This window comes from Pseudomonas sp. HMWF032 (assembly GCF_003060885.1).
GTDB lineage: Bacteria > Pseudomonadota > Gammaproteobacteria > Pseudomonadales > Pseudomonadaceae > Aquipseudomonas.
This window is the reverse complement of sequence record NZ_QAIG01000012.1, coordinates 68065-84693: the sequence shown is the minus strand read 5'-3', so window position 1 is coordinate 84693 and position 16629 is coordinate 68065. Positions and strand designations below refer to the sequence as shown.

The 16629-nt window shown below is 59.3% G+C and carries 9 protein-coding genes; 1 reads left to right on the top strand and 8 read right to left on the bottom strand.

What is annotated here, in order from left to right:
- Positions 1 to 5: 5 nt before the first annotated feature.
- From DBR00_RS16315 to DBR00_RS16280, 8 genes are all read right to left on the bottom strand, one after another.
- Positions 6 to 3977, bottom strand: coding sequence for a cellulose biosynthesis protein BcsC (locus DBR00_RS16315; protein WP_108488460.1), 3972 nt, complete (start codon positions 3975 to 3977; stop codon positions 6 to 8).
- A complete protein-coding gene (bcsZ, locus tag DBR00_RS16310; RefSeq protein ID WP_108488459.1) occupies positions 3956 to 5128 on the bottom strand; it encodes a cellulose synthase complex periplasmic endoglucanase BcsZ in 1173 nt (390 codons plus the stop codon). The genes DBR00_RS16315 and bcsZ overlap by 22 nt, the downstream gene beginning before the upstream one ends.
- Before the next feature lie 8 nt (positions 5129 to 5136).
- Entirely contained in the window at positions 5137 to 7428 is a 2292-nt protein-coding gene (gene bcsB / locus DBR00_RS16305) for a cellulose biosynthesis cyclic di-GMP-binding regulatory protein BcsB (RefSeq protein WP_256583051.1), read from the bottom strand.
- Positions 7425 to 9545, bottom strand: coding sequence for a UDP-forming cellulose synthase catalytic subunit (gene bcsA, locus DBR00_RS16300; protein WP_256583066.1), 2121 nt, complete (start codon positions 9543 to 9545; stop codon positions 7425 to 7427). Before bcsA ends, bcsB begins: the two co-directional genes overlap by 4 nt.
- A gap of 59 nt (positions 9546 to 9604) precedes the next feature.
- Positions 9605 to 10804: a cellulose biosynthesis protein BcsQ gene (gene bcsQ / locus DBR00_RS16295; RefSeq protein WP_218276631.1), complete on the bottom strand. Its 1200-nt coding sequence runs from the start codon at positions 10802 to 10804 to the stop codon at positions 9605 to 9607.
- Between the two features lie 615 nt (positions 10805 to 11419).
- Entirely contained in the window at positions 11420 to 11671 is a 252-nt protein-coding gene (locus DBR00_RS16290) for a DUF1145 domain-containing protein (RefSeq protein ID WP_108488458.1), read from the bottom strand.
- Positions 11672 to 11768: 97 nt separating this feature from the next.
- Positions 11769 to 13556, bottom strand: coding sequence for an alkyl/aryl-sulfatase (locus DBR00_RS16285; RefSeq protein ID WP_108488457.1), 1788 nt, complete (start codon positions 13554 to 13556; stop codon positions 11769 to 11771).
- A 237-nt stretch (positions 13557 to 13793) separates the two neighbouring features.
- Positions 13794 to 15500: a sulfatase-like hydrolase/transferase gene (locus tag DBR00_RS16280; protein ID WP_108488456.1), complete on the bottom strand. Its 1707-nt coding sequence runs from the start codon at positions 15498 to 15500 to the stop codon at positions 13794 to 13796.
- A 189-nt stretch (positions 15501 to 15689) separates the two neighbouring features.
- On the opposite strand from DBR00_RS16280, the gene DBR00_RS16275 reads away from it, so the two are divergent.
- The gene (locus DBR00_RS16275) at positions 15690 to 16595 is read left to right on the top strand and encodes a LysR family transcriptional regulator (RefSeq protein ID WP_108488455.1); all 906 of its coding nucleotides are present in this window, start codon (positions 15690 to 15692) and stop codon (positions 16593 to 16595) included.
- The last annotated feature ends 34 nt before the right edge of the window (positions 16596 to 16629 follow it).

Below are 16629 nucleotides of genomic sequence, written 5' to 3'. Positions count from 1 at the left end.
AACCTTTAGTTAGCGTAAGGGGATTGATAGGGAGAAACCGGCAGCGCCATCGGGCCGGTCATGTCTTCAAACATGTAGCGCAGGTAGAGACCACCATTCCACTGGCGATAATCCTGCGCATTGTCGACGCCCACCTGGCCACCGACGAAGAAATTACTGCCCAGGCGGTACTCGGCAGCACCGCTCAGGTTGTAGCCGATACCGGTGTCGCTTGAGCCTTCATAAACTGCTTCACGCCCCAGGGCGCGGCTGGCCGCCGCTTGCAGGGCAGCCTCGCCTGGGTGGTAATCGGCATCATCCTGCTGAATGGTTTGCACGCCGACCGAGCCTTTCAGCTGAAAGGTCAGGCGGTCATAACGCCGCGCCCAGGTAACCGGGACGCCGATGGCAAAGAAGGTCTGCGGACTGAAATAACCACCATGACCGAAGGTGAAGTGCCCCTGATTCTCCTGATAACCGATGCCCAGGAGGTTCAGACCAATAGTCGACTGACTCTGTTCGTCATTCTGCAGGTACCAGTAGACGCCGGAGCCCAGTTCAAACCGGTCATTGTCCTCAACATTGTTACCCATCAAGCGGTGCATACCGACGTAGGCATAGGCACCGACTTCACGGTCATCAAAGCTCAGCTGAGCGCGTCCGCCGTTGGCGGTTACCCCGCCCCACTTCTGCCCGGTGCGCTCATCTTCGGCACCGGCAAAAGACAACAGGCTGTCCGTCACGGCGCGACGCGACAGCTTGCCACTCCAATGCAGATCCGGACTGCCGGCAACACTGCGTTCCAGGCTCACGCCACCGACCGCCGTGCTGTAAAGAAAGCCCTGTGGCGTAGTGCCCAGATCAGCTTTAAAACCTTCGCCGGGGTTCTCGAACGCCACTGCCAGACCAACACCAGAATCTTTCTGCGAACCCGGTGAAACACCGGGATTGGCCAGCGTTGCCACAGGGCCACCGCCAAAGCGATCACGAGCGCCCTCACCAACACTGCCGGCATTCAGCGAAACCGGGGTGACGCGCACAGCCAGACGGTTATCACCCAGCGGCATACTGGCTTCAAAAGGAGCCTGAATGTCAGTGATCTTGCTCAGCCCCGACTCACTGTCATTGGTGCGCGCCGTCAGGCCTTGAACCAGATAGGGACTGCGCTGTTGCATGATGTCGTCCAGCGCCCGTGCGGCCTCGCTCATGCCCGCACGCGGATCAATCTCTGCCGGGTCGTCGACCAGCACAAAGGGGTTACTGGCCGGTTGTGCATCCGCCCTGGCCCTTAATGGCGGCGGGTTGGTCGTAAGCGGCTCCGCCAAAAAAACGGGGGCTGTGCGCGCCGTCTGCCGCTCCACCGGGGCGGGGATCAGTTCCACAGGACGTGCCGCGCTGGTGCGCGGCGCCATGGCCAGGCTTTCCACCGGCGCCGGAATCGCATCCGGTACAGCGGTTGTAGCGCCAATACCGGCAAAGGGATTGGCGGGCGCCGCGGCCGGCCGGGTATTGGTCGCGTAGGTCGGGTTCTGCTCCAGTTTTTCCTGGGCAACCACTTTACCGAGCAACTCGGCAGCCGTTCCGGTGCGTCCCAAGTAACGATAAACACGGGCGGCCGTGGTAAGGACATCGACCTCATTGGGCGCCAGCTTCAACGCACGCTCCAGAGCATCTTCAGCGTAAGCGTTCTCAGCTTCCTGGGCCGCCATGTCAGCGGCACCCACCAGCAGGTTGGCATCATCCGGGTGGCGCTTGACCAGCGGCTTGAACAATTCCAGCGCCTTGCCCGTATCACCATTGGCGCCATACATGCGCGCCAGGGCCGATACCGCCAGGCGATCCTGCGGACGCTGCGCCAAGGCAGGTGCCAAGGTGTCATAAGCGGCCGCCAGTTCGCCGCGCTGACGCAATTGCTCAGCCTGGCGAACCCGGTAATAAAAGAGCAGATCGTCATACTGCTGACGCTGCTCGACGGTCATGCTGCGCCCCTGCAAATCACGCAGAATGCCGGCGACCTCAGTATCCTGCTCGGCTTCCAGCAGCACACTGGCATAACTCAACGTCAGTGACAGATCTGCCCGCGGACTGCGGGCCAACAGGTCGCGCATGATGGCAATCGCCCGCTGCGGATCATTGGCATCGGCATAGGCCGCAGCAAAAGCGGCCAGTCGCGCCGGTTTGGCATCCGCCTGCGGCTCGATACGCTGCAAGAACGCACGCGCTTCGGCCTTGCGGCCACTGCGGCTGAGCTCATTGATACGCTGCAGCTGCAGGTTGAACTCCACTTCCGCCACCAGCCGGTTGATATCGGCATTGCGTGCATTGCGCGGTATACGGGCAAGGGTGGATTGCGCTTGCTGCCATTCATTCAACTGAATCGAGAGCAGAGCACTGGTGTACAGCGCGTCGCGGTCGTTCGGTTTATTGGCCAACAGCCCGTCCATCAGGCTGCGCGCTTCGCTGATGGCACCCAGATCAACATAAAGACGGGCTAAAGCAAAACGTGCCCAGGCATTATTCGGATCATCGCGCAGGGCGGTTTCAAGCTCCTGACGCATGCCTTGGGTATCACCCCGCTTTTCTGCGGCCCGCGCACGCTGCAACGCCTGCTCGGCACGCAATTGCCCAAGCCCACCCAGCTTCTCGCGCTCAGTTTTGGGCAGACGCTCCAACAAGCGCAATGCTTCATCGGGCTTGCCCTGCTCACCCAGAACCTGGGCCAGCCCACGCAATGCACGGGCTTCCTGGCTGCGCGATGCCAATGCCTGTCGGTATCCGGCTTCAGCGGCGGCTAAATCACCCTGCTGGGCCTGCAACTCGGCAAGGGCCAGGAGTGCTTCACTGTCATTGGGCTTCAGGCGCCGCGCCTGCTCCAGCTGCTGCCGTGCATCGGCAACCTTGTCACGTGCCAGGTTGTCTCGCGCACGTTGCAACAGTGACCAGTAGCGCACGTCATCCAGCGCACGCTGCCAGGAACGACCGCCCTGCCTGACTGCTTTGGTCAACAGCACTTCGGCATCTTCAAAGCGCTCTTGACGCTGACGCAGAATACCCAGGCCACCCAACGCGTCGGCGTCATTGGGATGTGACTTCAGGTAGGCCGTCAGGTCGCGCTCAGCCATGACCAGGTTGTCCTGCTCCAGCGCTTTCAATCCACTGTCCAGCACGGGATCACGACGCCAGGCCACAGCCCCGCTTCCGGCGCTGGGCTGGGTTCGTCCTTTGATCAGCAAGGCCCGGATTTCTTCATCATCCGGGTGAGTACGCAGAAACTGCTCAAAAAGTGGCTGCTGCGCCGGCTTGGGTGGGCCCATCCAGGTCAGGGCCAGGCGCCAGCTTTCATCCGCATCACCGCCAATATCCTCACGCTCGGCCAACTTGGCCAGGGCACGAATGCCCTCCTCGCGTGCGCCCTGATTACGCGCCAGGTGTTTGGCCAGGAACAGCGCGATGTAGGGATCATTGGGGAACTCACGCTGCAGACGCTCCATGCCACGCCGCGCCTCGGTCCAGTGCTGATCGACGTAACCCAGGTTGTTATAGAACTCCAGGCCGACTTGCCCCTGCCCCGGTTTCCCCCCCAACGCGCGGCGGTAGACATCCACCGCCTTGGCGCGCTCATCGGACTCCACCAGCAAGCGAGCCTCATCCAACAGTTTCTGGTTTACGGGGTCCAGCAAGCGGATATCCTGTTCCAGCAAAAGCGCCTGACGCGGCAGCGGTTGTATCGCCTGCAGGCGTTGCAGATAGTGATTGGCTTCGACCGGTTTGGCCGCCTGAACCGCAATCAGGCCCAAGCCATAGAGCGCATCCGGTTGATTGGCGTCGAGCAGCAAGAGCTTGTTCCACACTTCCGAAGCACGCTTGGGCTTCTCCTGGTTTTGCCAGAAATGCCCTTGCTCAATCAGCAGGGTGTGCGTGCCCTCAGTCTCAGCCTGGAGACTGCCGTGGGCGATCGCAGCCAACAGCGCCAGAGTTAGCGGGCGGTAGCGGAACATGAATTCTCCCAACGCGGTTGCAGACGGCCATCAGCCGCAAACTGGTAATACTGATCGGCCCAGCCAAGACCAAACAGGCTGAGCATGTAGTCGTAATAGAAGGGCGCCGGGCCCGTGCCGGCAATCCACTGATCAATTGCTGCACGGGCGCGCTGGTCCTGTAACTCTTCCAACCAGGGCTGACCCTTGGCGCGGAAATAAGGCACCAGGGCACCGGAAAAACCACTCGGGCTCTGTCCTTCGGTGCTGCCATGGCGCACATTGACCTTCTCCGGCGGTAAACCACTGGATGCAGTGGCGCGGGCCATGCCATGCAGACTGGCCAGCAGCGGCTTGGCCAGTGGGTCTTTGGGATGCGTCATGCCAGCCCACAGATAGACGCGAATGGCATCATAACTGCCGCTGTCGCCTTTCATTGGGTCGCTGGCAAACAATCCGGCGGTGTCCGACACCGCGCGGTAACCAATCCAGTCAGCCGCAAAACCATGCTCGCCCGCCTCGTTCTGCAAGGTAGCGGTGTGCGCGGCAATGGCATTCCACGGTCCTTTGGGGTCGACAGCGGCAAGCCGGCGCATCAGCGGCAGAGGTTGATAACTGGGGTTGATGCGCCACAAGTGACCTATATGCGAGAAGCCTATCGGTCCCGGTAATAGCACGGCCCCAAGACCTGGCAGCTCCGTGATTTCCTGCTTCTTAATCTGCGCCAACAGGCTCAGAGCATCGTCTCGGTACTGCGGCTTTTGCCACAGACGCGCACCCTCGAGCAGCGCGTAGACAAACCACAGGTCAGCATCGGAGGCCGAGTTGGCATCCTGAACCTTCCACTCCCCGTCCTTACCTTGCCCCCAGAGCCAGGCCGGCAAGGTCGTTTGTGGGGCATTACCCATCAGGTTTTCGCGACTCCAGCGCCAGATGGTCTCGAACCGCGCTTGATCATTGGCAACCAGCGCAAAGAACAGCGCATAGGACTGCCCCTCGGAAGTGCTGTGGTTCTTTTCCAGGCTCGACTCCAGCACACGGCCATCGGGCTGAATCCAGTGCTCGGCAAATCGCTGCCAGTGCGGCCACTCTATGGAGCAGGCCGCATTGGCCGTTGTACCGCCAACCAGTAAAAGCAGGCCTGCGCACAGGCTTAGAACAGGCCGTTTCATGATCGACCTCAATCGCTCAAACGTGCACGGGCACGAGCACGCAGGGTGAAGAACAGCAACAGGCTGGCCAGGCTTACCGCCACAGCGGTCAACAACAGCATCAAGAAGAGATTGTGTGCCAGCAGCCATTGCAGGTAACGCAACCAGCCCAGTTCCCCCACGTAATACTGATCTTCGGCGACCAGCGAACTGATGCGTTTGCCATTGATCACCGCCAGACTGCCCTGGATCGACTCTTCGTAATCCTCACCGCCTCGCAGGGCCGAGCTGATATCGACCAGCTTGTCCGGACTGGACGCAGCAATCACCACCACACTGCGTCCGCTGTCGAGCGGCGACTCAAAGCCAGTCAGGAAGGCACCGGCGCCCCCTGTGGCGAGGGCCAGACTGCTGCGCGCCTGACGCTGATTGGCACGGGTATCGGAGCCCACCCAGGTGCGCATGCGGTGCACCAGGTCAGACATTTCAAAGCTCGACTGACCTGTCAGACTGGCCGGTAAGTGATCCGCCCAGCGTTGCAGCAGCGGCTGATTGCTCCCGGCTGCCAGCACCAGTAAATCCTTACCTTCCAGCGGCTCATCCTGATCACCCTGGACAACGCTGACGGCACTGGCCGGCAGCCCGGTCGAATCACCGAAGCGACCCATGACATCCAGGTACAGGGAAATCTCTTCGACCCCGGCACCGGCAGGCATCACCACAGCGGTTTCGGAAAGGTCGGCCATACGCGTAAACGGAAAGCCACTGCTCTGGAACACACCCAGGTTGGGCATGGCAATGAAATGCTCGTAACCACTGAGGTCGAGGGTGGAGTCTGCCTCGATGGTGCCACGCATATTGTCGATGATGATGTCGCGGCACTCACCCTGCTTGATGTAGTCGTACATAAAGCGCAGTTGCAACGCAGACTGCAGCGGCAGGCTGTCGAGCGGCAAAAGCAGTTTGCTCTCTTGCAACAGGCTTTCATCCTGCTGCAGCTTGGCCAGCAGCGACTCGTCGTCTTTCAGGCTCTCTTGCGAAGGCAGCGGCAGTGACTTGATGAACTTGCCGCTGACACTGATCAGCAACGAAGAGTTGGTGGAGACCGGCTGCGGCGTGTAACGGTATTTAAGGTGCAGCGGCACCCCTTTCTCGCGCCAGTTGAATAGGTCCGGAGGCAAACGCATGGGCAGGTTGATGGTGCCTGGGTCGTAACCGGAAACGCTCAAACGCTTGGCGTCACTGAGCTCGCCCAGCTGTACCGAACGGTCGCTGGGCAGCCAGTTTGGCGCATCATAGGGTGTACGCGGCTGCAGGTTTTCAAACCGCTCAACCTGCGCGCTGGAGCCTGCCAGCACCTTGCTGCCACTCACCAGGGACAAAGCGGCCTGCTTGAGTTGATCAGCATCACGCGCCGCAATTACCAGCAGCTTACCGAACGGATCATTGGGGTTAGCAAGCATGCTCAGCGTTGGCAGGCCGCTCGGCGGCAGCTCAATGCCGGCCATGGTGGCACTGCCCACCATCAAAACAATCGCGTGCCCCTTCTCAGGCAACTGGCCCAGGCTGACCGGAAACCGCGCACCACGATAACTGGCCAACGCACCAAACCAGGATGCTACCGCACCAGCGGCTTCCAGGGTGCGATTGTCAGGGCTGCTGGCAAATACAAAAGGCAATTCCAGCGCACGTGAATCACGTCCGTCAAAGAATGGCAAAGGCAACCGGGCCAAATCGTCCGGCAAGGCAATCTGCGTGGTCTCCAGTTCGAGCTGACTGGTGTTGCTGACTTTGGCCCACAGGCTTGAATGCAGCGGATCCTCACACATCATGGTGTAGTGACCGATCAGCTGCAGCGTCAGGCGGTTGAACTCGGTAACCAGGTGTGCCGGGATGTCCACCACCTGCTGTTGCAAGGTACCTGCGGTCTCCTTGGGAACCGGCAGGCTAGCGGCCACCTGATCGTTGACCATCACGTTGATCTGCGAGAGATCACTGAGCAGTGACGGCGAATAACTGTATTCAAGATTGACCCGGGCTTTGGTCACCACTTGATCGGATCGCACATCGAAGCTGACGCTGTCACTGCCTTCGATACCGCGCAAGTGCATGGGGTAATTGGCCCCCAATTGCTTGAGCGTGGCGCTGTAGGTCGGCACAAACTCCGGCACAACCACCTCTTCGACCAACGCACCGTCTTCAGCGGCAGGCTCCTGGGTTTCAACAACTTCTTCAGCCCAGGCCGTCGGCAGGCTCGAAGCGAGCAATGGAATCGACAAGGCGAACCAGAGGGATAGCATGCCTTTGCGTTTCTGACTCATGGATTCCTCGGAGTGGATCTAGGGGTAAAAGACAGGGCGCGTAAATGACGTACGGACTCATCAAACGTGGCACGCGAGAGCAGACATATCCCGCGCCAACCAATCCCGGTTACTTCAGCAAGCGCACCGAGCGGGGTATCCACCACACCCGTGCCCCAGCTCTTGGCCCAGGTATCAGCGCGCGAGAACGTCAGGCGGGCCAGTTCACTTTGTTGTTGCAAGCTCAGATTGGCGAAATTCAGGCCCAGGGTCTGGCCATGACTAAACACTACACTGGCCGGAAAAACGCCCTCTTCGCCATCGCGAAACAGGGAGACATGCACCTGTTCACCACAGGCAACCTGAACACCTTCGGGCAAATGAATGCCGACGCCGCGCTGCGAAAAATCGTTGGTTTGGCAGGCAATTGTCTTGCCATTGGCCAGCCCCAGCATGGCCGGCAAGGTGGCGAACACACGCGGCTCGGCGCGGATCTGCCGCGCCTCACTGGCTACAGCAACGGCGGCGGCACTGATAATGATGTTGTAGAGCGTCCAGACCAGGTTGATCAGCAAGGTCACGGCGCTGGCATCCGGATCAAATCCGAGTTTGGCCACACCCACCAACATGCCGATAAGATTCAGCGCCAGGACAACGATGTAGGGTCTAGCCATTTTCCAATCGAAATAGCTTTCATCAATCACCCCGCCCTTGGCCGTCACGTTGAACTTGCCAAGTTTGGGGTTGATCATGGCCAGCAATACCGGGCGCATGATGTACCAGGCCAACACCGACTCATACACCTCGTTCCAGAACGAGTGACGAAAGCGTCCCTGAATGGTGGAGTTGGTGACGCTGGCCAGCAGGATATGCGGCAACGCATAGGCCACAATCAGCAGGGCCGGTGCCTGGAAAATCTGCGCCTCGAAGATCAGGTAGGCCAGCGGCGCGGTGAGAAATACCAAACGCGGCAAGCCATAGAAGAAGTGCAGCATGGCATTCAGGTAGCAGAACCGCTGCCCGAGGCTGAGGCCTTTGCCAAGCAGCGGGTTGTCGGTGCGGAAGATTTGCGCCATCCCACGCGCCCAGCGAATGCGCTGCCCGATATGACCAGACAGACTCTCCGTGGCCAAACCGGCTGCCTGAGGTATTGCCAGGTACGCCGTGTTGTAACCCAGCCGATTGAGTTTCAGGGCGGTGTGCGCATCTTCGGTCACCGTTTCAACGGCGATTCCACCCACCTCTTCCAGCGGGCCACGCTTGATAATGGCGCACGAGCCGCAGAAAAACGTGGCGTTCCACAGGTCATTGCCGTCCTGAACCAGCCCATAAAACAACTCGCCTTCGTTGGGCACAGAGCGGAACGTGTCGAGGTTCTTTTCAAACGGATCAGGGGAGAAAAAGAAGTGCGGCGTTTGCAGCATCGCCAGCTTCGGGTCTTTGAGAAACCAGCCCATACCCACTTGCAAAAAGGAGCGCGTCGGCACGTGATCCGCATCGAAGATGGCAATGTACTCGCCTGAAGTCTGGGTCAGGGCAAAGTTGAGATTGCCGGCTTTGGCATGGTTGTTATCCGGCCGAATGATGTAGCCGATCCCCACCGACTCACAAAATTCCCGGAACTCGTCGCGGCGACCGTCATCAAGCACATACACACGCAGCTTGTCTTTGGGCCAATCGATCGCCTGCGCCGCAAAAGCGGTCAGTTTAATGATATCCAGCGGCTCGTTATAAGTCGGAATGAATACATCGACTGTAGGCCAGACGCTGCTGTCAGCCGGGAGCGGGTATGGCTTGCGCTGCAGCGGCCAGGCCGTCTGCAAATAACCAAACAGCAGTACCAGCAGGGCATAGAGCTCGGCCAGTACCAACCCATAACCAAACAGCATGTTGAGCCAGTTATCGAACCCCAGAGACGAGGTCAGACGCCAATACATGTAGCGCAACGAGGCCACAACTGAGAGCACGATCATGGCCAGAATAGCCACGCGATTAGCGGTTCTGCGCAGCACCAGCGCAGCGATCATGCACGCCGCAGAGAACAGCATTTGCTGCTCTACGTCCATCGGTACGATGACCATCAACGCCAGTAAAGCGCCGACCACCAACAGCAAAGCGGCAGAGGTCGGCCGGTCCATCACATATGGCGAAGCACTTCCCTGAGCAGCACGTCGGGCACGAAACATGCCGGTTAAATTCATGCCAACTGCTCACTCCGCTGAGTCGCAAAGAGCTTGGCAAGAACGTTCAGGGCGATGGCTTGCAGATCGTGGCAGCCTTGGCCACTCGGGTCGTAATCCAGCACGCTCTGGCTGTAGGCGAGCGCTTCGGCAATGGACTGATCACGATGAATGATGCCCGCCACACGACTGCCCAAGATACCGCGCATGATCTGGGTGATGTCTTTGCTCAGTTTGCGCGATTGATCGACCTGATTGATGACATACGTAGCGCCATAAAAATCTTCACGCTCAGCCGTATAAGTGGCAAGCAGGCGATCAATCATTGGCAGCGTCGCATAGGAGGCCGCATCAGCGAGACTCACCACCACAGCCACATTGGCAACCGACAAGGCCTGTTGCAGATAGACAGAGGGGCCTGGCGGCGTATCAAGCACCACCACCGAGCCATCTGCCAACTGCAATTCAGAGAGCTGCTGCGCGAGCCAGTCAGGTTCGTCCTCCAGCTGACGCTCAAAGGCTCGACGCTGATCTTCATCGACAATGCCATACGGCAGCACAAAGACCCCACTGGGGGTGGGCTGACAAAAATCCCGCATCTGCACATCGGCGACACAATGAGCCAAACCTTCGGCCGCAACCTGCATCGGATCGATGGCAACGCCCAGGTGGTTACTCAGTGCGCTCTGGGGATCGAGATCAATAGCCAACACCGCACGTCCTTGGCGCTGCATGACGGAGGACAAACCAGCAGCCAGTGTGCTCTTGCCGACCCCGCCCTTGGCGGAAATCACGGCTACAACCTTGATATTGTCCAGATGCGGGCGTGGACGTGCCGCACGGACCGGCGTGCTGACAACCTCCCGGCGATCTTCCTGTGCCAACTTACCCAGCAGGCTCTGCAGGCTTTCTGCAGCCCAGTCCGGCCCAGCGGCAGCACCGGCAACAGGCATCGACGGCTCAGGGGCAGGCTCTGGCGCCAGCACGGGAGGTGGTTGAACAATTGCTCCGGCAAAGAGTGCCGGACGCACCACTGCAGCCACCTGAGGTGAAGCAGCAGGTTCGGCAGCGGGTACGCTAGAAAGCTCGACCTTGGCCACACCTGGCCACCGTTCCTTGGAGGATTGCTTCTCGTCTTCCTGAGAGATTTCCTGATAGTGGGCCGAGCGCCCACCAAACAGCTTGAACAAACTTGAAATGTCGCTGGAAGTACTCATGGAGTGATCATTTCCGAATAGGTTGTAGCAGTAAAATAGAGAGGCGCCAATTTTACGCCGTCAATAAAAAGACACTTAACTTCTTATTGTTCTAATACCGTCAAATTTATACCAATCATGGAATTTAATAGCAATATGCCACCAAATTCATTTCAGAATTCTCCCCGACAGACCGAGATCATTTTCACACTGGTGATAGATGAAATTGAAATAAAAGATTTAGCTAAATATTAAACAAGCGCCTATTAACTAGCGATAAGGGCGCAAAAACCACACACCGAGGCCTCGTTAAAAGCAGCCACTTGCAAGCAAGAATCGCACAAACTGATGACATCCTTGCGCTGTAGACCGATAGACGGACACTCGGCACGCTCGCATGCGATGACAACGTTTAAACCCACCAGAGCAAGCCGCCTTCTGCACACAGAAAACGGCAGCACAACTGGGCGCGTTGATCACCAGAAAGAAAGACAGGGCACATGAACGAGTGCCTGCAGCGGAGCCACCAGAACTGGCGGCACGCGTGAGATGACTTAAAGGGATGCAGCCATTACCGTGATTGCACCCCGCTCGATTTCAACAACCTGCGATTAACAGCCAGCCGCCTTTAGCCCCCTAAGCGCGAGGCAGACTGCGCAGGTGAATAAAGCCGAACAGCAGCACCTGCAGACGCTGCAACCAGAGTTGCGGCTGGCCGACCAGACGGGCCTTGAACAGCAGCATCTCGCCGAGATGCGCCAGCAGCATGCCACCAGCAATCAGGTTGATCGTGAGGTACCAGCCCTCGCCCATGGGATAGAGCAGATTGAGCAGCGCCAGCAACCAGAACATGGCCAGCGCACCTTTGGCGAATATCAGAACAGGCATGAAGCACTCCTTAATCAGATGAAAAACCAGAGCAGTCTGCCCTGATAAAGCCCCGAGTACGTCCGCACTTTGGTCGGGTCGCACAGCGCCGCCACACTCAACGCAGGGTCAGGGCAATCGGCGTATCGCTGAAGTCAAAACAGCCAAGGAAGGTCTTGATCTCCAGCAGGCTGCCATCAACCTTTACATCGCCCAGCAAGGCGCCCTTGAGCAAACCATTCTCGCCGCTCATCACGGTGTCCAGATACGCCTTGTCGAGGGTCAGTTTGAGCGTGGTACCCTCGGGAATGCCCTGGTGCAACTGCACTACACCGCGGCGGACTTCCAGCGCCCACTGCTCGCCGATATCCGGAAAGCTGAAACCCAGGGTCAACTCGACATCATTGGCCTTGTCCGGATCGACCCGGGTAATCCAGTTTTGCAGGAAGATCCGCGCCGGAAAGGTTTTCAGCATGTCAGCGGAGAGAAACGCACTGCGCATGCTCTGGGCCATCTGCTGCACCTGCTCGCCGGCCAGCTTGCCTTCCAGTTCCATGGCACTCATCAGGTACCAGTTACGCCAGTTGATGTTCATGCTGGCATAGCCCAGTTTGCGGAAACTGCGAGCCTTGATATCGCGGGCCAGCGTGTCCTCGTTGTCCACCTGAATGGCGTAGCTGGAAAGCTCGGCGGCCCACTGGTAATCACCCTTGAGGTAGGCCTCGCCGGCGGCCAGCAACAGTTTTTCCCGACCACCCATCAAGGCAATCAGGCGCTCCGCCTTGTCTTTTGGTGGCAACGGATCGAGCGCCACCGGGTCACCCTGGAACCAGCCCAGGTAACCGTTGTAGATCTGCCGCACGCTGTGTTTGACCGTGCCGTAGTACTCACGCAGGTAAGGGGTGTAACCGGCCAGGTGCGGCGGCAGTTTGACCTTCTCGACCAGCTCATCCGGGGTCAGGCCCTTGTTCATCCAGCGCACGGTCTGATCATGGATATAGGCGATACCGTCGCGGGTCATGCGCAGCACTTCCTCGACCTGATCCTGGCCACTGACCGGCCGACCATGCAGCGGCACCATATGCTCGGCCTGGTAGGCGCGCAACTTATCCAGGCTCTCGACCCACACCACCGGGTCGCGGAACTTGGTGCCGCGCAGGGTGTGGATATTCGGCAGCGTGGGCCCCTGCTCCACCTCGGCGCTGATCAGCACGCGGTTATCCGGCAGGTAGACGATGATTTCGTCCGGTGCTTCGCTGGGCACGTGCAAAAACTGCAGGTCCAAGCCGGCGATGCGCGTGTCGAGCTTGTCCTTGAAGGTCAGGGTCGGCGCGATAAAGGTCGAGGCTTCGGCCTTGGCCAGTGGGCCGATCCCGGCGTTCATCTGTTCATGGTCACTGGCCGGCAGTGCCGCACCGAAGCTATAGCCGGAACGTACCGAGAGAATCGGCCCAACCAATGCCCCCTGCGCCACCACATTGGCCAGCAGGGTGTCGTGGGCAATGATCTGCACCTCGCCGCTGCGCACCTGTTCTTCCGTGACAAAGGCTTTTACGCCGTTGATGTGATCCGGGTGAAAGTGGGTGTAGACCACCGCCTTGACCGGCTTATCGGTGATCTTGCGGAACTCGGCCATGATCTTGCGCGACTCGCTGACCGACTCACCGGTGTCGATGATGATCAGCCCTTCCGGTGCCTCAATCATTGCCACGTTGCCCAACTGCCAGCCGACGGCGGAATACACGTTGCCGGCTACCTGGTAGACCTTCTGCGCGAAGTGCTTGGTGTGCTCGGCCAGCTCAGGGTTGATTGACGGACGGATCTGTTCTTCGGGCAGCGCGGCCTGGCTGGCCAAGGGCAATGCCAGGCTCAGCAGGACGGCAGCAGTTCGATTCAGTAAAAACATGCGAGTCGCTCATTGTTATTGGCTGTGTTGGAAGAGTGGCTAAGCAACAGCAATAATTCCAATGCATTCCAAATCAACAAATGATGCAATCAGCGCATGAAAGACCGCCGCCAACGCCTTCACTTCGGCCCCCTAGCCGGACAGAACATTGTCACTCACACACTCAAGAGCATGACGCGCAAAGACTTCAGCCCGACAACCGCCCGAACAGACTTGGCAATAATCAACGAGCAGCCCCTAGCTGTATAAAAAGCTGGGCCCCGGATGCTCACGACCATCGTCAACACCCACCTCACGCTCAATCAGCGTATTGAGTCGGGTATTCAAGCGCTCGATTAGCGCACGGTGTGCCGTGGGCTCATTGGCCAGGTTGTGCAATTCGTCCGGGTCACTCTGGGTGTCGTACAACTCCAGATCATTACGTGCCAACAGGGTGGCGAAATCCTCGGGCTGATGATGATCGGAAGCAGCAAAATAGCGGGCGAACTTATAGCGCCCGTCATGGATGCCACGCAGCAGTGCGCGGTTGTCCAGAGACGGCCCAGGCTGCAGACGCTGCAAAGATTCCTTGATGATGGTCCAAGGCGTAACCTGATCGTGATCGCGCATCAGGGCCTCATTGAACTCAGGGTCGAGGTACATCGTCACGCCATAGTCAAACAGGTGACCGCGCTCATCACGCTTCGAACGCCGCGAGGCACCACCCAGGCTTTCGGCCAGGCTCACCCCAGCCAGTTGCGGATGGCGTATAGCCTGGGCGGCAGGTTCCAGACCTGCCAGTTCGAGAATCGTCGGCACGATGTCAACGGTCGAACCCAGCGCCTCACTGCTGAAGCCCTGAGCAATATCCGGGTGACGGACGATGAAGTTAACCCGCGTGTTCTCCTTATACATATGCGGGCCTTTCTGCCGTAATTGATGCGCGCCGGCCATCTCACCGTGGTCAGCGGTCAGCATGACGATGGTGTGATCGGCCAGGCCGCTGGCTTCAAGCCCCAGCAACACCTGCTCGATGCTTTGGTCAACGTCGCGCACGCAGTTCAGGTAGTAACTCTGCAAGCCCTGCCAGGCAGCCTCGTCACCCGGGTCGAGATGGCCATAGATGTGGTTGCATAACTCGACATCGGCGCGCTGCGCCCAAGGTTTGCGAGACAGATCCTCGGCGTAGAAGCTTTTCGGCAACGGCAGGTCCCAGTGCTGCTCGTACACTCCAATGCGCGGCCCCGGCGAGAGGGGGCCGAGAAAATTGCGGCGCAGGCGCGACTGTTCCTGATGGATGCCGGAGCTGTAGAACATGATGTCGTGCGGGTTGACGAAATTGACGGCGAGAAACCAGGGCTGCGCATCGTCGCGGTGGCGCTGCAGCCAATCGACCGTGTCGCTGGCCGTCACCTTGTCGTAGATAAAGCCGGTCATCAGCGAGCCATGTGGGTCACCATTCAGGTTGAAGTCGGAGAAACCATAGGGCTGTAACGCCTCGGTGGTCGGCTCGACCACGCCATAGGTGAGGTTGCTCGACTGCTCGATATGCGACAGGTGCCACTTGCCCTTATACGCCGTCAGATAGCCTTGCTCACGCAGCATATGCCCCAGCGTGGGAATGCTCGGCTCCAGCTCTCGAAAAGGCGGCAGACCCAGGTTGGCGGTGATGTGGGTGTGCTGGGTGTGCTGCCCGGTGAACAACACCGAACGTGACGGTGAACAGGGCGTGGTATTGACGTGAAAATTGCCCACACTCACGCCTCGTTTGAGCAAGCGCTCATGCCCGGGCAGCGGCACGGCGCTGGGCAAATCGCGATGGGCGCGCTGCTGATCAGTGACAATCAGCAGGATATTCGGCTTACGTCCGGCCGGACGCTGCACAGCGGGTGCCCCGAGCAACGGAGCGGCCAAACCAGCGACACTGACCGTCCCTGCCAGTTTGATTAAATCGCGACGCTTCATAAGTATCTCCCGGACACGCTCAAACAGTGGGGGCCAAGCAGCCCGAACGGCAGCGTGACGGCCAGCAGCGGACTGTCGAAACAATGCCAGGCTGGCATCACAAAATGCTTGTGAGGGGCCTGGGCAGACTGGCAAGGTCAGCGCAATAGTTCCAATGCAATCTAAAACCAATAGCGATGCACACCACGCATGAATGATCTCCGCCAACTCCGTCACTTCGTCGCCCTGGCCGAGCATGGGCACTTCGCCCGCGCGGCCGAGGCCATTCACCTCAGTCAACCGGCGCTGAGCCGCAGCATTCAAGCGCTTGAAGCCAGCCTCGAGTGCCAACTGATTGACCGCCACAGCCGCGGCATCAGCCTGACCACCCACGGTCAACTGGTGCTCGAGCATGCCCAACGCCTGCTGGCGGGCAGCCGTGCGTTGAAAAATGCGGTGAGCCAGTTGGGCAATTTGCAAACCGGTGATTTGCGCCTGGGCGCGGGTCCTTACCCCGCCGCGCGCTTGGTGCCGCGGGCGGTTGGCCGTATGACGCAGCGTTACCCACGGGTGCGTATCCACCTGCACATTGGCAACTGGCTGGAATTACGCGAACGCCTGCTGGCGGACGACCTGGAGGTGTTTGTGGCTGACAGCCGCGAGCTGCTGGACGACCCGCAACTGTGCATCGAGCCTTTGCAGCGTCATGCCGGTGTGCTGTTCTGCCGCCCCGACCACCCCCTCTTGCAACACAACGGGTTGCGCCTGCACGACCTGCTCGACTACCCGCTGGCAGGTACGCAACTGCCGCAGGCCGTGGAGCAAAACCTGCGCGCGCTCAGCAGCCGCGAACAACCACTGAGCATTCAGTGCGACAACTTTATGGTGCTTAAAGCGCTGGTGGCCGACAGCGATGTGCTGAGCGTCGCGCCTTGGGATGTGGTGGCCGACGACATTCAGGCAGGGCGACTGGCGCAATTGCCACTGCAGGCTGATACGCTCACTGAACAGTCGGCTTACGCCCTGATCAGCCGCGCCGGTCACAGCCTGTCACCGGCAGCCGAAGCTATGCGCGAAGCGATCCTGAACGAAGATCAGCTGTTTAGCCAGGCCTGAACCACACTCAAAACTATTGAATACGCATGTTTTC

Excerpts from the sequence above, each read along its gene's own strand:
- DBR00_RS16285 (WP_108488457.1), bottom strand. The coding sequence starts at position 13,556 with ATGTTTTTACTGAATCGAACTGCTGCCGTCCTGCTGAGCCTGGCATTG.
- bcsA (WP_256583066.1), bottom strand. The coding sequence starts at position 9,545 with ATGGACCGGCCGACCTCTGCCGCTTTGCTGTTGGTGGTCGGCGCTTTA.
- DBR00_RS16275 (WP_108488455.1), top strand. The coding sequence starts at position 15,690 with ATGAATGATCTCCGCCAACTCCGTCACTTCGTCGCCCTGGCCGAGCAT.
- DBR00_RS16315 (WP_108488460.1), bottom strand. The coding sequence starts at position 3,977 with ATGTTCCGCTACCGCCCGCTAACTCTGGCGCTGTTGGCTGCGATCGCC.
- DBR00_RS16290 (WP_108488458.1), bottom strand. The coding sequence starts at position 11,671 with ATGCCTGTTCTGATATTCGCCAAAGGTGCGCTGGCCATGTTCTGGTTG.
- DBR00_RS16280 (WP_108488456.1), bottom strand. The coding sequence starts at position 15,500 with ATGAAGCGTCGCGATTTAATCAAACTGGCAGGGACGGTCAGTGTCGCT.
- bcsZ (WP_108488459.1), bottom strand. The coding sequence starts at position 5,128 with ATGAAACGGCCTGTTCTAAGCCTGTGCGCAGGCCTGCTTTTACTGGTT.
- bcsQ (WP_218276631.1), bottom strand. The coding sequence starts at position 10,804 with ATGAGTACTTCCAGCGACATTTCAAGTTTGTTCAAGCTGTTTGGTGGG.
- bcsB (WP_256583051.1), bottom strand. The coding sequence starts at position 7,428 with ATGAGTCAGAAACGCAAAGGCATGCTATCCCTCTGGTTCGCCTTGTCG.